The organism is Bradyrhizobium sp. JHI2711 (assembly GCF_056156565.1).
In genome coordinates this window covers 604501-619403 of record NZ_JBPZPT010000004.1, presented here as the reverse complement: position 1 = coordinate 619403, position 14903 = coordinate 604501, and the positions used below count along the sequence as shown (strand labels likewise).

General features: G+C 63.8%; 14 protein-coding genes. 6 read left to right on the top strand and 8 right to left on the bottom strand.

Features of this window, described 5'->3' with window-relative positions:
• The first annotated feature begins 8 nt into the window (after positions 1–8).
• Positions 9–464, top strand: coding sequence for a cupin domain-containing protein (locus ACTEK7_RS30455; protein WP_036007559.1), 456 nt, complete (start codon positions 9–11; stop codon positions 462–464).
• Positions 465–473: 9 nt separating this feature from the next.
• Here the strand turns inward: ACTEK7_RS30455 and ACTEK7_RS30450 are convergent, their stop codons facing one another.
• The 3 genes from ACTEK7_RS30450 to ACTEK7_RS30440 form a co-directional block, all read right to left on the bottom strand.
• The gene (locus ACTEK7_RS30450; RefSeq protein ID WP_036007562.1) at positions 474–1724 is read right to left on the bottom strand and encodes a flavin-dependent oxidoreductase; all 1251 of its coding nucleotides are present in this window, start codon (positions 1722–1724) and stop codon (positions 474–476) included.
• A 307-nt stretch (positions 1725–2031) separates the two neighbouring features.
• Complete coding sequence (locus ACTEK7_RS30445; protein ID WP_225148155.1) at positions 2032–2868, bottom strand: enoyl-CoA hydratase family protein; 837 nt, start codon at positions 2866–2868, stop codon at positions 2032–2034.
• 41 nt (positions 2869–2909) lie between these two features.
• Positions 2910–3671, bottom strand: a complete 762-nt coding sequence (locus tag ACTEK7_RS30440; protein ID WP_225148154.1) for an SDR family NAD(P)-dependent oxidoreductase — start codon at positions 3669–3671, stop codon at positions 2910–2912.
• Positions 3672–3882: 211 nt separating this feature from the next.
• Here ACTEK7_RS30440 and ACTEK7_RS30435 point away from each other — a divergent pair, with 211 nt between their 5' ends.
• The 5 genes from ACTEK7_RS30435 to ACTEK7_RS30415 are packed head-to-tail and all read left to right on the top strand — an operon-like array spanning position 3883 to position 9616.
• Positions 3883–4680: an alpha/beta fold hydrolase gene (locus ACTEK7_RS30435; RefSeq protein WP_225148153.1), complete on the top strand. Its 798-nt coding sequence runs from the start codon at positions 3883–3885 to the stop codon at positions 4678–4680.
• A gap of 12 nt (positions 4681–4692) precedes the next feature.
• Entirely contained in the window at positions 4693–5982 is a 1290-nt protein-coding gene (locus ACTEK7_RS30430; RefSeq protein ID WP_225148152.1) for an acyl-CoA dehydrogenase family protein, read from the top strand.
• Between the two features lie 2 nt (positions 5983–5984).
• On the top strand, positions 5985–7520 hold the full coding sequence (locus ACTEK7_RS30425) for a class I adenylate-forming enzyme family protein (RefSeq protein ID WP_225148151.1): 1536 nt from the start codon (positions 5985–5987) through the stop codon (positions 7518–7520).
• Positions 7517–8605, top strand: coding sequence for an NAD/NADP-dependent octopine/nopaline dehydrogenase family protein (locus ACTEK7_RS30420; protein ID WP_225148150.1), 1089 nt, complete (start codon positions 7517–7519; stop codon positions 8603–8605). The genes ACTEK7_RS30425 and ACTEK7_RS30420 overlap by 4 nt, the downstream gene beginning before the upstream one ends.
• A gap of 3 nt (positions 8606–8608) precedes the next feature.
• Positions 8609–9616, top strand: a complete 1008-nt coding sequence (locus ACTEK7_RS30415; RefSeq protein ID WP_036007580.1) for a 3-hydroxybutyryl-CoA dehydrogenase — start codon at positions 8609–8611, stop codon at positions 9614–9616.
• On the opposite strand, the gene ACTEK7_RS30410 is transcribed toward ACTEK7_RS30415, so the two are convergent.
• The 5 genes from ACTEK7_RS30410 to ilvD form a co-directional block, all read right to left on the bottom strand.
• On the bottom strand, positions 9598–10644 hold the full coding sequence (locus ACTEK7_RS30410) for a 2,5-dihydroxypyridine 5,6-dioxygenase NicX family protein (protein WP_225142904.1): 1047 nt from the start codon (positions 10642–10644) through the stop codon (positions 9598–9600). The two genes, ACTEK7_RS30415 and ACTEK7_RS30410, sit on opposite strands and share 19 nt — an antisense overlap.
• 32 nt (positions 10645–10676) lie before the next feature.
• Positions 10677–11444: an ABC transporter permease gene (locus tag ACTEK7_RS30405; RefSeq protein ID WP_225111951.1), complete on the bottom strand. Its 768-nt coding sequence runs from the start codon at positions 11442–11444 to the stop codon at positions 10677–10679.
• Positions 11441–12223, bottom strand: a complete 783-nt coding sequence (locus ACTEK7_RS30400) for an ABC transporter permease (RefSeq protein ID WP_249786562.1) — start codon at positions 12221–12223, stop codon at positions 11441–11443. Before ACTEK7_RS30400 ends, ACTEK7_RS30405 begins: the two co-directional genes overlap by 4 nt.
• Entirely contained in the window at positions 12223–13068 is an 846-nt protein-coding gene (locus ACTEK7_RS30395) for an ABC transporter ATP-binding protein (protein ID WP_050996053.1), read from the bottom strand. The genes ACTEK7_RS30400 and ACTEK7_RS30395 overlap by 1 nt, the downstream gene beginning before the upstream one ends.
• 94 nt (positions 13069–13162) lie before the next feature.
• Positions 13163–14857, bottom strand: coding sequence for a dihydroxy-acid dehydratase (gene ilvD, locus ACTEK7_RS30390; RefSeq protein ID WP_036007591.1), 1695 nt, complete (start codon positions 14855–14857; stop codon positions 13163–13165).
• Positions 14858–14903 lie beyond the last annotated feature (46 nt).

Below are 14903 nucleotides of genomic sequence, written 5' to 3'. Positions count from 1 at the left end.
GGACTGCAATGAAGAGCGAAATCACCGGCATCACGCGGGCCAATGAAGGAATCCAGGGCATTTCCTGGAACATCCTCGGCCAGACCTACGTGCCGAAGAGCTACGCGGAGAACAGCTTCTCCTGGCACGCGACGCTACCGCCGGGCACCTTCGTGCCGCCGCACATTCACCCCGACCAGGATGAGTATCTCTATATGCTGGAGGGCAAGCTCGATTTCATGCTGGGCAATTCGGAGGCGCAGGCCAGTGCAGGCGACCTGATCCGCCTCGGCATGGGCGTGCCGCACGGCATCTTCAACAAGTCGGAGCAGACCGCCAAGGTGCTGTTCTGGGTCTCGCCGAGCCGCAAGCTGTTCGACCTGTTCTGGGGCCTTCACAACATGAAGGAGCAGAAGCCGGAGGACGTCGTGGCGATGGCTGCCGAGTTCAACATCCACTTCCTGCCGCCGCCGCCCGGCGGCTAGCAGCCTGTCTTAAGCGCGCACCGCCGCGAGTCCCGGCACCGCGGCGAAGCCTGCCTTGGTGGCATAGCCACGCACGATGGCCTCGCGCTGGGAATAGCTCAGAACGTTGTCGACATTGTCGAAACCGTCGGGCGCGAGCTGCTCGACGGCGTCGATGACGCCCTCCGGCCCGCCGCGCCGGTTGGAGCGGACGATCTCGGCCGTCATCGGCAGACGCTTCTTCTCGTATTCGAGCAAGGCCTGACGCGGGTGTTCGGCGCGCACCAGCACATCCGCAAGACAGCGCGCGTCGAGAATAGCCTGCGAGGCGCCGTTCGACCCCACCGGATACATGGGATGCGCAGCGTCGCCGAGCAGCGTGACCCGACCCGATGACCAATAGGGCAAGGGATCGCGGTCGCAGGTCGGATATTCGTAGAATTCGGGCGTTGCCGAGATCAGGCTCTTCACGTCGATATAGGGCACCGAGAAGCGTGCCACGTGCGGCATCAGCTCCTCGCGGCGGCCCGGCCGCGACCAGTCTTCCTTCCGCGGCGGCGGCGCGTTGCCCTCGCCCACCTTCACCAGCACCGCCCAATTGGTCAGGCGGCTCGCCGGGCTCGATCCTTCCGCGATCGGATAGATCACCACCTTGGCATTGAGACCGCCGGCCACGATCATCGATTTTCCGGTGAGAAACAGCGGCCAGTCGCGCGCACCGCGCCACAGCATGAGGCCGTTCCAGCACGGCGGCCCTTCGTTCGGAAACAGCGTCTCGCGGACGCGAGAGTGAATGCCGTCGGCGCCGATCAGGATATCGCCGCGCGCGGTGTGGACATGGGTGCCGGCGCGATCGAAGAAGTAAGCAGTGACGCCGCCCTCGTCCTGCGTGAAGGCGCCGAGCCGGCAGCCGGTGTGGATCGCCTCGCGGCCCAACCGCTCCTCAACGGCGCGATGGATAACGCCCTGAAGGCGGCCGCGATGGATCGAGAATTGCGGCACGTCGTGGCCGGCGTCGATGCCGCGAGCTTCGCGCCAGACCTCCTGGCCATGGCGGTTGAGATAGTAGAGCTGATCGGTGCGGATCGCGACCTCGTCGAGCTTCTGCAACAGGCCGAGGCCGGCCAGCTCGCGCATGGCATGCGGCAGCGTGTTGATGCCGACGCCGAGCTCGCGAATGGTGTCGGCCTGCTCGAAGATCTCGCAATCCAGGCCGCGCGAGCGGAACATCAAAGCCGTCGTGAGACCACCGATACCGCCACCGACGATAATCGCCTTCATCGCCCTAACTCCACTCGAACCGCAGGCAATGGGTTAACGTCGCACGGGCGGTCACTCCGCCGCAAGCGGCTTTGTCGCCTCCGCCTTGAGCTCCGCCCTGGTCTTAGGCTTAGCCTTAATTCTCAGCTCCTGGAGATCCTGCCGGTCGCGCACGCTGTCGCGGAACCCGAATACATGCGCATCGGCGACATCATCGCGCGATTGGCGAGCTTCATCTCACGCAGGCGGCAATGAAATTATTTTAAACCTAAAATAATCCCCCGCAAGTCCCCCCTCGCTGGATTGGCTGCAGATAATTGCGACCGGCTCAGTCGCCCCTGAAGACCGGTTTGACCTTGTTGGCGAAAGCGTCGAAGGCGCGCTCGAAATCCGCCGTTGTCATGCACAGGGCTTGAGCCACGGCCTCCGCTTCGATCGCCTCCTCCACCGACATCGCCCATTCCATGGCCAGCATCCGCTTGGTCATGGTGTTGGCGAAGGTCGGGCCTTCCGCGACCTGCCTGGCCAGAACCTGCGCCTGGGGCAGCACCTGCTCTGGCGCGACGATGCGGCTGAAGAAGCCCCAGCGCTCGCCCTCTTCCGCCGTCATGAACCGGCCGGTGTAGAGCAGCTCGGAGGCGCGGGACTGCCCGATGATCCGCGGCAGGATGGCGCAAGCGCCCATGTCGCAGCCGGCCAACCCCACCTTGTTGAACAGGAACGCCACCTTGGCCCCGCTCGCCGCAAGGCGCATATCAGACGCCATCGCGATGATCGCTCCGGCCCCGGCACAGATACCTTCGACCGCGGCCACGATCGGCTGAGGACAGGCCCGCATCGCCTTGACGAGGTCGCCGGTCATGCGCGTGAAGGCGGTCAGACCCTTGGTGTCCATCTTCACCAGCGGGCCGATGATCTCGAACACGTCGCCGCCGGACGAGAAATTGCCGCCGGCACCCGTCACGACGATGGACTTGACCGCGTCGTCGAAGGCGCAGGCGCGGAAGAAGTCGGTCAGTTCCCGATAGCTCTCGAACGTCAGCGGATTCTTTCGTTCGGGACGGTTGAGTGTGACCGTCGCAACGCCGTCGACCGCGGCGAGCAGGAAATGCTGCGGTGAGTAATCCGCAAGCGGCACGGTAACGGGATTGGCTGGTCTGCTCATGGGATCTCCTTGGCTTTCTTTTTCCGCGCCTGCCAGGCAGGCTAGACTTCGCCACCGGCCACTGCGATCGCCTGTCCGGTGATCGAGCTCGCGCCCTCCCCGCACAGCCAGAGAACCGCGTCTGCGACCTCCTGAGGCGTAACCAGGCGCCCTTGCGGATTGTGCTTCGCGAGCTCGGCAATTGCCTGCTCGCGGGTCCGGCCCGTCTTCTTCACGATGTTGTCGATGCTCCCGGCGACGAGGTCGGTGTCGGTGAAGCCGGGACACACCGCGTTCACGGTGACGTTGCTTCCGGCCATCTCGAGAGCAAGGGAACGCACGAGGCCGATGACGGCGTGCTTGGCCGCTGCATATGCGCTGACATAGGCGTAGCCCTTGAGGCCTGCGGTGGACGCTACCGCGACGATGCGGCCGTAGGGACGATCCTTCATGCCCGGCAGCACGGCCTGGACGGCATGCACGACGCCCATGAAATTGACATCCATCATCCGGCTGAAGAGCGCGCTGTCCGATTTCGCGAACGGCGCCGATTCAGCGCTGCCCGCGTTGGCAATCAGGATGTCGATCGGCTTGCGCGCACTTGCCCCGGCGATCGCGGCTTTCAGAGACGCTTCGTTCGAGACATCAGCGACAGCCGCAAAGTGCGCGGCGCCTGCATTGACCGCCTCGTCGAGAACCGCCGCGTTCCGGCCAAGCACGGTCACGGTCGCACCGGCGCCGACGAGAGCGGACGCGATCGCTCGGCCGATGCCGCGCCCGCCACCGGTGACCAGCGTGTGCGGCGAATGCGGCAATCCGGACATGCGCTGGCTCCCTCGGATCTCGTGACCAGTGTTCGATATATTTTAACCTTCAAGTTTTTGCAACGAAAGCGGCGCGTGGGCGGCGAATGATGCGGCACGAGCAACGGCCCGAAAATTGCTTTAAGTATAAAATTATCGCTTTCCATCTCCGAAAGGCCTGTTAGCATCGAGGGGCCCAGCAGAAGGATGTCGCGTGTCGCAGCCTGTGCCAATGACAACAAAGGACGGACGCTTCGCCTACGAAGCCGCGGGCGATCCGGGCGCGATACCGCTGATCTTCCTGCACGGCATCGGCGGCGCGGCGCGGGCTTGGCGGGGGCAGCTTGCGACATTTGGCGGCCGCTTCCGCGCGATCGCATGGGACATGCCCGGTTATGGAGGATCGGCGCCGCTTGCGAGCGTCAGTATCGCTGCCCTGGCGGAGGCGCTGCAGCAATTCATCGCGCAACTCGGCGTCAGCAGGCCTGTTCTGGTCGGCCATTCCATCGGCGGCATGATCGTTCAGAAGTGGCTGGTTCAGTCCCCCAAGCTGGCACGCGCAGTCGTGCTGGCGCAGACCAGCCCTGCGTTCGGAAAGGCGGACGGCGACTGGCAGAAATCATTCATCGCAGCGCGACTGGGACCGCTCGATCGCGGCGAGACGATGAAGTCGCTGGCCCCCTCCCTGGTGAAGGAGCTCGTCGGCGACGATCCCGATCCGAACGGGATGGAGGTTGCCCGCGAATGCATGGGGAGCGTGCCCGAAGCGAGCTATCGCGCCATGATGCTGGCTCTCATCGGCTTCGATCAACGCAGCACGCTCGGAAATATCTCCGTTCCCACGCTGTTGCTGTCCGGCTCAAAGGACAACAACGCGCCCGCGCCGATGATGGCAAAGACGGCGACCTATATCCCGGGGGCCGAATATGTCGAGCTGCCTGGCGTCGGCCATCTCGCCAATCTCGAACGCCCCGACGCCTTCGACGAAGCTCTCGGCCGGTTCCTGAACTCGCTCGCGACCAAAGCTTAAGGTAACTGCGCGATGACCATGCAAGTCAGCAAGACGATTGGCACGACCGACAAGGTCGCGCTGGATGCGCCGATCTTCGATCCGGTCGCATTCCGCTTGAACGACGAGCAGGCCGGCATCATCACCCGCGCGAGAGAGATTGGCCAGACCGTGTTTGCCGGTCGCGCCGCCACTTACGATCGCGAGGCGACTTTCCCGACTGAAAATTACCGCGATTTGCATCGCATCGGCCTGCTCGGCATCGCCGTGCCAAAGAAGCACGGCGGCCTCGGCGCGAATTACCAGACCTATGCCCTGGCGGCAGCCGAGATCGGCCGCTATTGCGGCGCTACTGCACTGACCTGGAACATGCATGTCTGCTCGACCCTGTGGTCGGGTCCCCTCGCCGACGATCTCGACATGGATGCTGAGACTCGTGCCGAGCATGAGCGGCGGCGCGCGGTGCACTACAAGCGCATCGTCGAGGACGGTGCGATCTATTCGCAACCCTTCTCCGAGGGTGGAGCTGCCGCTGCGGGCGGCGTTGCTTTCGGTACCGAAGCAAGGCCAGTCGCGGGTGGCTGGATCGTCAATGGCAAGAAGATCTTTGCCTCGCTTTCGGGCCACGCCGACTATTACGGCGTGCTTTGCACCGAGATGGAGCAAGGCGAGAAGGCGTCGCGCCGCAACACGCTTTACCTGGCGATATCAGCCAAATCAGAAGGCGTCTCGGTCGTCGGCGACTGGGACCCGCTGGGCATGCGCGGCACGGTTTCGCGGACGCTGCTGTTCAAGGATGTGTTCGTTCCGGAAGATTCGGCGCTGATGCCGCGCGGCGTGTATTTCCAGGCAGCTCAGCGCTGGCCGCACATGTTCCTGACGCTGTCGCCGACCTATATGGGCCTGGCGCAAGCCGCCTACGACTTCACCGTGCGTTACTTGCGCGGCGAGGTCCCGGGCATGCCGTCGGTCAAGCGGCGGATGTACCCGACCAAGCAGATCGCGGTGGCGCAGATGCAGATCAAGCTGGAGCAGATTAAGGCAATCTGGTTCCAGGCCGTGACCGAGGCGCGCGCCAATCCGAGCAAGGAGCAAGTGCTGCGCGCCTATGCCGCGCAATATTCCGTGATGGAGGGCGCCAATGAGCTCGCCGCGCTCGCGATCCGCACCTGCGGCGGTCAGGCCATGCTTCGCTCGCTGCCGCTGGAGCGGATCTATCGTGACAGCCGCTGCGGCTCGCTGATGCTGCCCTGGACCGCCGAGCTCTGCCTCGACCGGATCGGGCGCGAAGCGCTGTACGAGGCCGGTGAAACGGACGACTGACCGTGGACCTCTGTAGCCTGATCGACCGCAACGCGGCGTTCGCGCCAGACAAGACGGCCATTGCCTTCGAAGGGACGCGGCTGAGTTATGCGGCATTCGCCGCACGGATCGAACGGACCGCGACTGCCTTGAAGGGGGAGCTCGGCGTCGGCCGCGGCGATCGCGTCGCGATTCTAAGCCTGAACAGGCCGGATTATCTGGTTCTGCTTTACGCCTGTGCGCGGCTCGGCGCGATGCTGGTGCCGCTGAACTGGCGACTGGCCGTCGCCGAGCAGCTGTTCATTCTCGGCGATGCCGGCACCAAGGTCCTGGTGCTCGAGCAGGCGTTTTCCGGAGTGCTTGCCGAGCTGGGACAGACCGCGGCAGGAACATCCGTCGTCGGCCTCGACTTCACGCCACCTCGCGGCACGGTATTCGAAGATTTGCTGGTCCGCGGTGACGGCACGAGCCGAAATCCACACACCGACCTCTCCAGCCCGCTGCTCATCGTCTACACGTCAGGCACGACGGGACGGCCAAAGGGCGCGGTGCTGCGCCAGGAGGCGCTGTTCTGGAACGGCGTCATGAGCCAGCACATGCACAACATGACATCCGACGACCACGTGCTGACCGTGCTGCCGTTCTTTCACGTCGGTGGCCTCAACATCCAGACTACGCCGGCGTTGCAGCTGGGCGCGACCGTCACGGTCCATGCGCGCTTCACGCCGGATGCCGCGCTTGCGGCCATTGAAGGGGAACGGCCGACACTCACGGTGATGGTTCCTGCGATCCTTCAGGCGGTGAGTGAGCATCCCGCCTGGGCGACCGCTGATCTTTCCTCACTCAAGGCCGTCGCCACCGGCTCGACCATCGTACCGCCGCACCTGATCGAGCGCTTCGTCGCGCGCGACGTCCCGGTGCTTCAGGTCTATGGCTCGACCGAAACCTGCCCGATCGCCGTCTACACGCGGCTTGGCGGCGACCTTTCGCGCGCGGCATCGACCGGCCTTGCCGGCCTGTGCTGCGAGGCAAAGGTGATCGACCAGGCCGGCGAAGAACTGCCCGCGGGCTCGCCGGGCGAAATCGCGGTGCGCGGTCCCAACGTGTTCTTCGAATATTGGGGAAACGACGCCGCAACGCGCGAGGCGCTGCAGGATGGCTGGTATCGCACCGGTGATATCGGCCTGTGCGATGCCGACGGCTATTTCTGGGTCCGCGACCGAAAGAAGAACATGATCATTTCAGGCGGAGAAAACGTCTACCCGGCCGAGGTCGAGCGCGTCCTGCTCGAACACCCCGACGTCAGCGAATGCGCCGTGATCGGCCGGCCGGACCCGCGCTGGGACGAGGTGCCGGTCGCCTATGTCATTGCGAGATCCGGCTGCCGGCTCGAGGCGGACGAATTGAGGGCGCATCTTCAGGCGCAACTCGCGCGCTACAAAATTCCGCGCGAGATCGTCTTCGTCAACGACCTGCCGCGGACGGCGCTGGGCAAGGTCCAGCATTTCCTGCTGAAGCAGCTTGATGCGCAGTCACGGGCGCAAGGAGAAGCATCTTGAAGATCGCAGTTCTGGGTGGGGGAAACGGCTCTTTCGCGGCCGCGGGCGATTTTGCGCTGTCGGGGCACGAGGTGCGGCTCTGGCGCCGCGATGCCGATCAGGTCGCAGCGCATCGCGCCGCCGGCTCGCGCATCCTGGTCAAGGATCACAACGGCCGTCATGACGTGAAGCTGGCGCTGGTCACGACCGACATCGCGGACGCCGTCGAAGGCACGGAGTTGATCCTGTGCCCGGCTCCGGCCTTCGCTCAAGCAGATATCGCTCGCCTGCTCGCGCCGCATTTGCGGGACGGTCAGGTCGTGTTTCTGCCGCCAGCGACGTTCGGCTCGATGATCTTCGCCCAGGCGGCCCGAGATGCCGGCAACAATGCCAAGGCCAGCTTTGCCGAAACGGGCACGCTTCCGTGGCTGACCCGCAAGCACGGACCGTTCGAGGTCGCGATCACCATCCGCGCCAAGCGGCTCCCGGTCGGCGTGTTCCCGCTCGAGCAGGCGCCCCACGCCCTCGCAGTGATCGGGCGCGCTTTCCCAGACGCGATCGAGACATGCGGAGACGCGCTGTCGGGCGCCCTGATGAACGCAGGTCCGATCATTCACCCGCCGTTGATCGTGATGAACGCAGGGCCGATCGAACATTTCGAGCGCTGGGACATTCACAAGGAAGGTACGCAAGCCGCGATCCGCCGGGTCACTGACGCGCTCGACGCAGAACGCATCGCAGTGCGCGAGGCACTCGGCTACGGCGCGCCACATTTCCCGCTGGCTCATCACTACGCGAGGGAAGGCGAGATCTGGATGTATGGCCGCGGCTCGCACGACCGACTGACCGATTCCGGTGATTGGCGCGAGCGGATCGTGCTGACAGAGCACCGTTACATGCGCGAGGATCTGCGGCTTGGGCTGTCGCTGCTGGTGTCCGTCGCGGGTCTCGCTGGCGTGGACACACCGCTGGCCAAAGCGTTTCTGTCAATCGGCGGCGCGGTCTGCGGCGAAGATTTTGCGCGAGGTGGCCGAACGCTCCAGACGCTGGGACTCGGCGAGCTCAGCAAGGCTGAATTGCAGACGCTGCTCCGCAATGGATTCTGATCAATGACCAGTCGCATCAATATCGCCTGTCTCGGCGCTGGCCGCATGGGCCGGGGCATTGCCGTTGCCTTCGCGTATGCAGGGCACAGGGTCACGATGATCGATATCAAGGCGCGTTCCGCGGAGGACTTCACCAAGCTGGAAACGGACGCGCTTGGCGAAGTCAGGAAGACCTTCGCCAGCCTGTCAAAACTGGGGCTGCTGACCGACGCGGATGTCGATCCGCTGATCGCGCGGGTCTCGGTGGTGCCGGCGAGCCGGAGCGGCGCAGCGTTGGCCGAAGCCGGAATGATCTTCGAAGGCGTTCCTGAGGTGGTCGAGCTCAAGCGCGAGGTGCTGGGGGCGGCGGCAAAGCAGGTCGGCCCTGAAACGATCATCGCGTCGACGACCTCGACCATCCTCGTCGACGATCTCTCGGGCGCGATCGTGAACCCGCGCCGCTTTCTAAACGTGCACTGGCTCAACCCGGCCTATCTCATCCCGCTGGTCGAGGTTTCGCCCGGCAAGGCGACAGACCCGGCCGTCATCGACGAGGTCAAGACGCTGCTCGAAGGCATCGGGAAGGTGCCGGTGGTCTGCGCCGCCACACCGGGTTTCATCGTCCCGCGCATCCAGGCGCTGGCAATGAACGAGGCCGCGCGCATGGTCGAGGAAGGCGTCGCCAGCGCCGAAGAGATCGACAAGGCGATCCGTTACGGCTTCGGCTTCCGCTATGCCGTGCTCGGGCTGCTCGAATTCATCGATTGGGGCGGCGGCGATATCCTATACTACGCCAGCCGTTACCTCGAAGGCGCGCTTGGTAGCGACCGCTATCGCGCGCCGGAGGTCATTTCCCGCAACATGCATGAAGGCCGGATCGGCCTGCGCACGGGCGCCGGCTTCCTGGATTACTCCGGGATGGACGTCGATGCTTATCGCGTGAAGCGGTTGCAGGCCATGGTCGACCTGCTCCGGCACTTCGACCTCGCCCGGCCGCCCGTGCTCGATCGCGGCTACCCGAAGACGTCCTGAAGCACGCCTTCGCGGACGACCGCAACGCCGTCGAGCTCGATCGTCGTTCCCATCATCGGCAGGTCGAAATGTCCGGCCGTGTAGCGCCCTGCAAATTCATTCGCACCGGTCGAGAACAGGAAATTGCCGGAAACGGCCCGAATCTCTGTGCCGTTGGTGTCGCGCTGGTCATACATGGATAGTGCCTCATAGCGCGCACCGGGATTCATGCCGAAGCCGACATGCGACACGGCATAGGCTTCGCGATCGCCCCAGGCGGCCAGATAAGCGCGCATCATCGCGGCATCCGTGCCCTCGCCTTCGAGTTCCACGACATAGTCGTCCTTCAGAGTCATCTTCACCGGCGAGGTCAGGTAGCGCTTGAAGGTCAGGTTGATGTCGCCGGGCGCCATCACCAGGGTGCCGTTGATGGTCCCGCTCTTGGGAAAGCTGACGACGATGCCGCCGGGCCAATGCGCGAGCGTGCCGGGCTTGTCGGTCCAGCCCCACACACCGACCGTCGACGCGCCGACCATATCGACATCGAGCGCCGTGCCGGCCTTCGAGGAGACACGCATGCGCTTCGTTCCGCGCAGCATTTTGGCCGCCGCACGAACACGCTTTTCGAGCGCGGAATCCGGCACCATGCGCTCCAGCGCTTCGGGATGCTCGTTAGAGATCACCAGGATCCGCGCGCCGGCTTTGAGAATCTCCGGCGTCTCCACCGCATGCATCAGTCCTTCGATGGTGCAATCCACGACGAAGCCGGCCTGCTGAAGCGCCGTGATCACTGGACCAAGCTTTTGGATCGCCTCGCTCGCCCCGGTGGAGCGGACCGGAACGATATGCCGGTTACGCGGCGTCGGAATCACCACATGAAACGGCCGCGCGCCCATCCGCAGCAGGGCCAGCTCCGCGAGATGGACGTTCAACGCGCGTGACTGGGTCTCCGACAGGATCGCCGCGGTATCGCCGGCCTTGACGGCGCATCGCTCAAAGATCTCGCAAAACGCATCGATCCATTTTGCCTCGATACGATCAGCCAGCATGGTTCTCTCCCGGTCTTCAGGATTCTTGTTAGTTACGCTTCGGGGAAGCCCCGGAGCAAGTACGAGCGCACGGCTCCCAGCAGGCCGTTCAAGATCAAGCCCAGCAGCGAGATCGTGATCAGCGGCACGAACATGTCCACGGCCTGGAAGGTTCTGGCCGCAGTCACGAGGGCGTGCCCCAATCCGTCCGTCGACGTGATCATTTCGGCCAGAAACACCACGATGCAGGAAATGACAAGGCCAATCCGGCACCCGGTCAGGATCGACGGCATCGCTGCCGGCAGCACTACCTTGAAGAGGATTTCGTAGCGTGACGATCCCGCAGCCATAGCCGACCAGATCAGCTTCTGCTCGACGGTCGAGGCACCGTAATAGGTCGACAGCAGGATCGGGAAAAGAGCGTCGGCAGCCACTAATGTGATCTTCGATCCGTGGCCAAATCCGAGCAGCAGCAGCAAGGCCGGATAGAGCGCGACCTTGGGCAAAGGCGCCAATACGCGCACGATGGGCCGAACCACGGCGTTGATCGCCGGATTGGCGGCGGCGGCAATGCCGATGCTGACACCGAGCACGACAGCAATCGCGAAGCCGGCAAACAGCCTGATCAGGGTCGCCGCGATCTCGTGCTGGAACGTCGAGGTTACGAGTTGCTGGAGCAGCCGGCCGAAGACGTAGCCAGGCGGCGGCAGCAGAACTGCCGGCGCGAAGCCGAAAGATACCAAGCCTTGCCACAGAGCGATCACCAGTGCGATCGGAGCAATTCCAAGAACGAAATTAGGGGCGAGAAGCCGCGACATCATGAGAAGCTCAGCGGCATGTCGAACTGCGGCTCGGACCAGCGCACGAGCCTGGCACGAACCTTCTCGAAAATCGCGTCGAGGCAGATTCCCATCGCTCCAACGATGATGATCATCGCAAAGACGGTTTCGTATTGGCCCATGTCGAGCGCGTTGAACAGGATGTTTCCGGCACCGGACTGACGGGCAATCATCTCACTGGTGATCATCGTGATCAGCGCCAACACCAATCCTGTACGACACCCCGTCAGAATTTCCGGCAGCGCCGCCGGCAGCACGATACGCACCAGGCGTTGCACCGGCGAGAGCCCCATCGCAGCGCCCGACCACAGCATCTTCTCTTCGACCGCCTTGGCGCCTTCGAAGCTGTGATAAATCACGGGCAGGCTGACGCCGAGGAAGATCACGAGCGTTTTCGTGATGTCGCCGACGCCGAGCCACAGCATGATGATCGGCATCAAGGCCGCCTTCGGCACCGGATAGATCACCATCAGCAGCGGATTGAAGAAGGCCGCAACTGCAGCGCTACGTCCCATCAAGAGGCCAAGCGGAATTGACACGAGCACGGCCGCGCCAAATCCCATCGCCATGCGCCGGAGCGAGGCCAGAATATTGATCAGGGATTCCCTGTCGCCAAGGATGTCCGGAATCGCTCTCATCGCTCCGATCGCGGTCGGAAAACTGTCATTCTTCAGCGCCAGTGACGCGACCTGCCACACCACCAGCAATCCGATGCAGGCGAGCACCGGGGCAGCGCGCTTGGTCATGCCGGCCGCCGACATCACGCGGGCGCTCCGGCTTCGTCGCTCTCGTCGAACATGCGCTCGATGTCGACGACGTACTTCTGGTAACGCGGATCGAGCAACAGCTCGTTGCGGCGGCGCGGCCGCGGCAGGTCGATGTCGATGACCTGCCGGATTCGCCCGGGCGATTTCGACATCATGACGACCTTGTCCGAGAGGAAGACGGCTTCGTCGACCGAATGGGTGACGAAAAGCACCGTCTTGCGGTCACGCTCCCAGATGTTCAGAAGATCGTTCTGCAGGCGCGTCCTCGTGTGCGCGTCGAGTGCCCCGAACGGCTCGTCCATCAGCAGCACTTCGGGATGGTAGGCAAGCGTCCGCGCCAGCGCCACGCGCTGCTTCATGCCGCCCGACAGCTCCTTGGGATAGAAGTTCTCGTAGCCCTTGAGGCCGACCATCTCGATCAGGGCCCGGCTCTGCGCTTCGGCCTCGGTGCCGCGAATTCCTTGCTGACGCGGCCCATACATCACGTTGCCGAGCACAGTCTTCCAGGGAAAGAGCGCAAATTCCTGGAATACCGGTCCGCGATCCGGACCGGGCCCCGTGATCGCCTGTCCCTTCATCTTCGCCGCGCCGCTGGTTGGACTGACGAAGCCGCCGACAATGTAGAGCAGTGTCGACTTGCCGCAGCCGGACGGACCAAGGATGGAGACGAAAGCTCCTTCCTCGATCGTCAGCGAAATGTCCGAAAGCGCAACATGATTCTTGCGTGCCGAGGTTTTAAAGACCTGCGACACGCGGTCGATCTCGATGATTGCGGAAGCCGGATCTTGTTGCGTCACCGGTCTCACCCATTCGCTCGATCTCGCAGATACTACCGTCATCCCGCCTTCCGTCCCACTCGCACGAGGATTCAGCGGCATCAGCTTAGCAAGAAGCCTGCCAGACAGGCTGTCACTTTCGCGCCCGTGCGGTGCGTCATTCGAACCACGGCCATTCTGCCGGGCCTTCATGCGTCACGGCTCCGCCCGGCGCCTGCCCAACCAGCCGCGCATATTTTGCCAGCGCACCTGCGCGGTGGCGAGGCGGGCGCGGCTTCCAATCGCGTCGCCGTGCGGCGAGCTCCTGTTCCTCGAGCAGGACATCCATCCGTCGATTTGCGGCATCAATCCGGATTCGGTCACCATTCCGGACGAGCGCCAGCGGACCGCCAACAAATGCCTCGGGGGACACGTAGCCGATGCACATCCCGCGGGTCGCGCCGGAGAACCGGCCATCGGTGATCAGCGCCACTTTTTCACCCATGCCCTGCCCGTAGATCAGTGCGGTGACGCCAAGCATCTCACGCATGCCAGGTCCGCCGACTGGCCCTTCATTGCGGATCACGAGAACCTCGCCCGCCTTGTAACTGCGGTCACGAACGGCTGCGACGCAGGCTTCTTCATCCTCGAAAACACGCGCGACGCCTTCGAAGAATTGGCTCTTCAAGCCCGCCACCTTGATCACCGCCCCATCGGGACAGAGGTTACCCTTCAGCACCGCGACACCACCGTCAGGCATGATCGGCGCGCGAGCCGTGTACACAACCTCTCCGTCGGGCGCGTTGGCCACACCGTACTCTTCGGCAAGTGTGCGGCCGGTGATCGACAAGCAGCCGCCATCGATATGACCGCTCTGGATCAGCTCGCGAATGATGACCGCAGCGCCGCCGATATCGTAGACATCCTTCGCCGTATACTTGCCTCCGGGGCGGAGATTGCCGATCAATGGCGTCCTGGCAAAGACCTCCCCCACGTCATCGATGCTGAATGCAATTCCAGCCTCATTCGCGATCGCCGGCAGGTGCAGCGCGGCGTTGGTCGAGCCGCCCGTCGCTGCCACGATCGCCGCTCCGTTCTCCAGGGATTTCCGCGTCACGATGTCGCGCGGCAGCGGCCCGCCGCGGTCCAGCATCTCCATGATCAGTCGGCCGGCGCGTCGCGAAATCTGCGCACGCTCGGAATAGACACCGGGCACCATCGAGACGTTGGGAATAGTCAGCCCCATCGCCTCCGATACCATGCCCATGGTGTTCGCGGTGAACTGGCCGGCGCACGCACCGATCGTCGGCAGGCAGGCGCGCTCGATCCGTTCGAGCGTGGCGCCGTCGATCTCGCCAGTCATGAAGCTGCCGACAGCCTCATAGGAATCGAGCACCGTCAGCGTACGTCCATCCACGCGGCCCGGCAGCGAGCTGCCGCCATAGATGAAGATGGAGGGTACGTTGCAGCGGACCATGCCCATCATCACGCCAGGAAGCGTCTTGTCGCATCCGCCGTATCCGATCAGCGCATCGTAGGCCAACCCATGGACCACGGCTTCGATCGAGTCGGCGATCAGCTCACGCGAGAACAGGGAGAACTTCATCCCCTCATGATTCATGCTGATGCCGTCGGACACCGAAACAGTCGAGAACTCACGCGGTGTACCGCCGGCCTCCTCGATCCCGGTCTTGGCTGCAGCTACCTGGAAGTCGTGGGTCATGTTGCAGGGCGTCTGCTCACCCTTCATGCTGACGATGCCCACCATCGGCTTCGCAATCGCAGCGTCGTCGAGCCCCATGGCGCGCATGAATGCACGATGCGGCGCTCGGTCGAGGCCGTCTGTGGTGACTCGGGATCGCAACTTCTTCATAGATGCATCTTCTTCGTGCAGCGTCCCGGATGATCCGGAACGCCAC

Bases quoted from the DNA above. Each gene is read 5' to 3' on its own strand.
- ACTEK7_RS30435 (WP_225148153.1), top strand. From the start codon at position 3,883: ATGACAACAAAGGACGGACGCTTCGCCTACGAAGCCGCGGGCGATCCG.
- ACTEK7_RS30430 (WP_225148152.1), top strand. From the start codon at position 4,693: ATGACCATGCAAGTCAGCAAGACGATTGGCACGACCGACAAGGTCGCG.
- ACTEK7_RS30415 (WP_036007580.1), top strand. From the start codon at position 8,609: ATGACCAGTCGCATCAATATCGCCTGTCTCGGCGCTGGCCGCATGGGC.
- ACTEK7_RS30445 (WP_225148155.1), bottom strand. From the start codon at position 2,868: ATGAGCAGACCAGCCAATCCCGTTACCGTGCCGCTTGCGGATTACTCA.
- ACTEK7_RS30405 (WP_225111951.1), bottom strand. From the start codon at position 11,444: ATGATGTCGCGGCTTCTCGCCCCTAATTTCGTTCTTGGAATTGCTCCG.
- ACTEK7_RS30455 (WP_036007559.1), top strand. From the start codon at position 9: ATGAAGAGCGAAATCACCGGCATCACGCGGGCCAATGAAGGAATCCAG.
- ACTEK7_RS30400 (WP_249786562.1), bottom strand. From the start codon at position 12,223: ATGTCGGCGGCCGGCATGACCAAGCGCGCTGCCCCGGTGCTCGCCTGC.
- ACTEK7_RS30450 (WP_036007562.1), bottom strand. From the start codon at position 1,724: ATGAAGGCGATTATCGTCGGTGGCGGTATCGGTGGTCTCACGACGGCT.
- ACTEK7_RS30395 (WP_050996053.1), bottom strand. From the start codon at position 13,068: ATGACGGTAGTATCTGCGAGATCGAGCGAATGGGTGAGACCGGTGACG.
- ilvD (WP_036007591.1), bottom strand. From the start codon at position 14,857: ATGAAGAAGTTGCGATCCCGAGTCACCACAGACGGCCTCGACCGAGCG.
- ACTEK7_RS30440 (WP_225148154.1), bottom strand. From the start codon at position 3,671: ATGTCCGGATTGCCGCATTCGCCGCACACGCTGGTCACCGGTGGCGGG.
- ACTEK7_RS30410 (WP_225142904.1), bottom strand. From the start codon at position 10,644: ATGCTGGCTGATCGTATCGAGGCAAAATGGATCGATGCGTTTTGCGAG.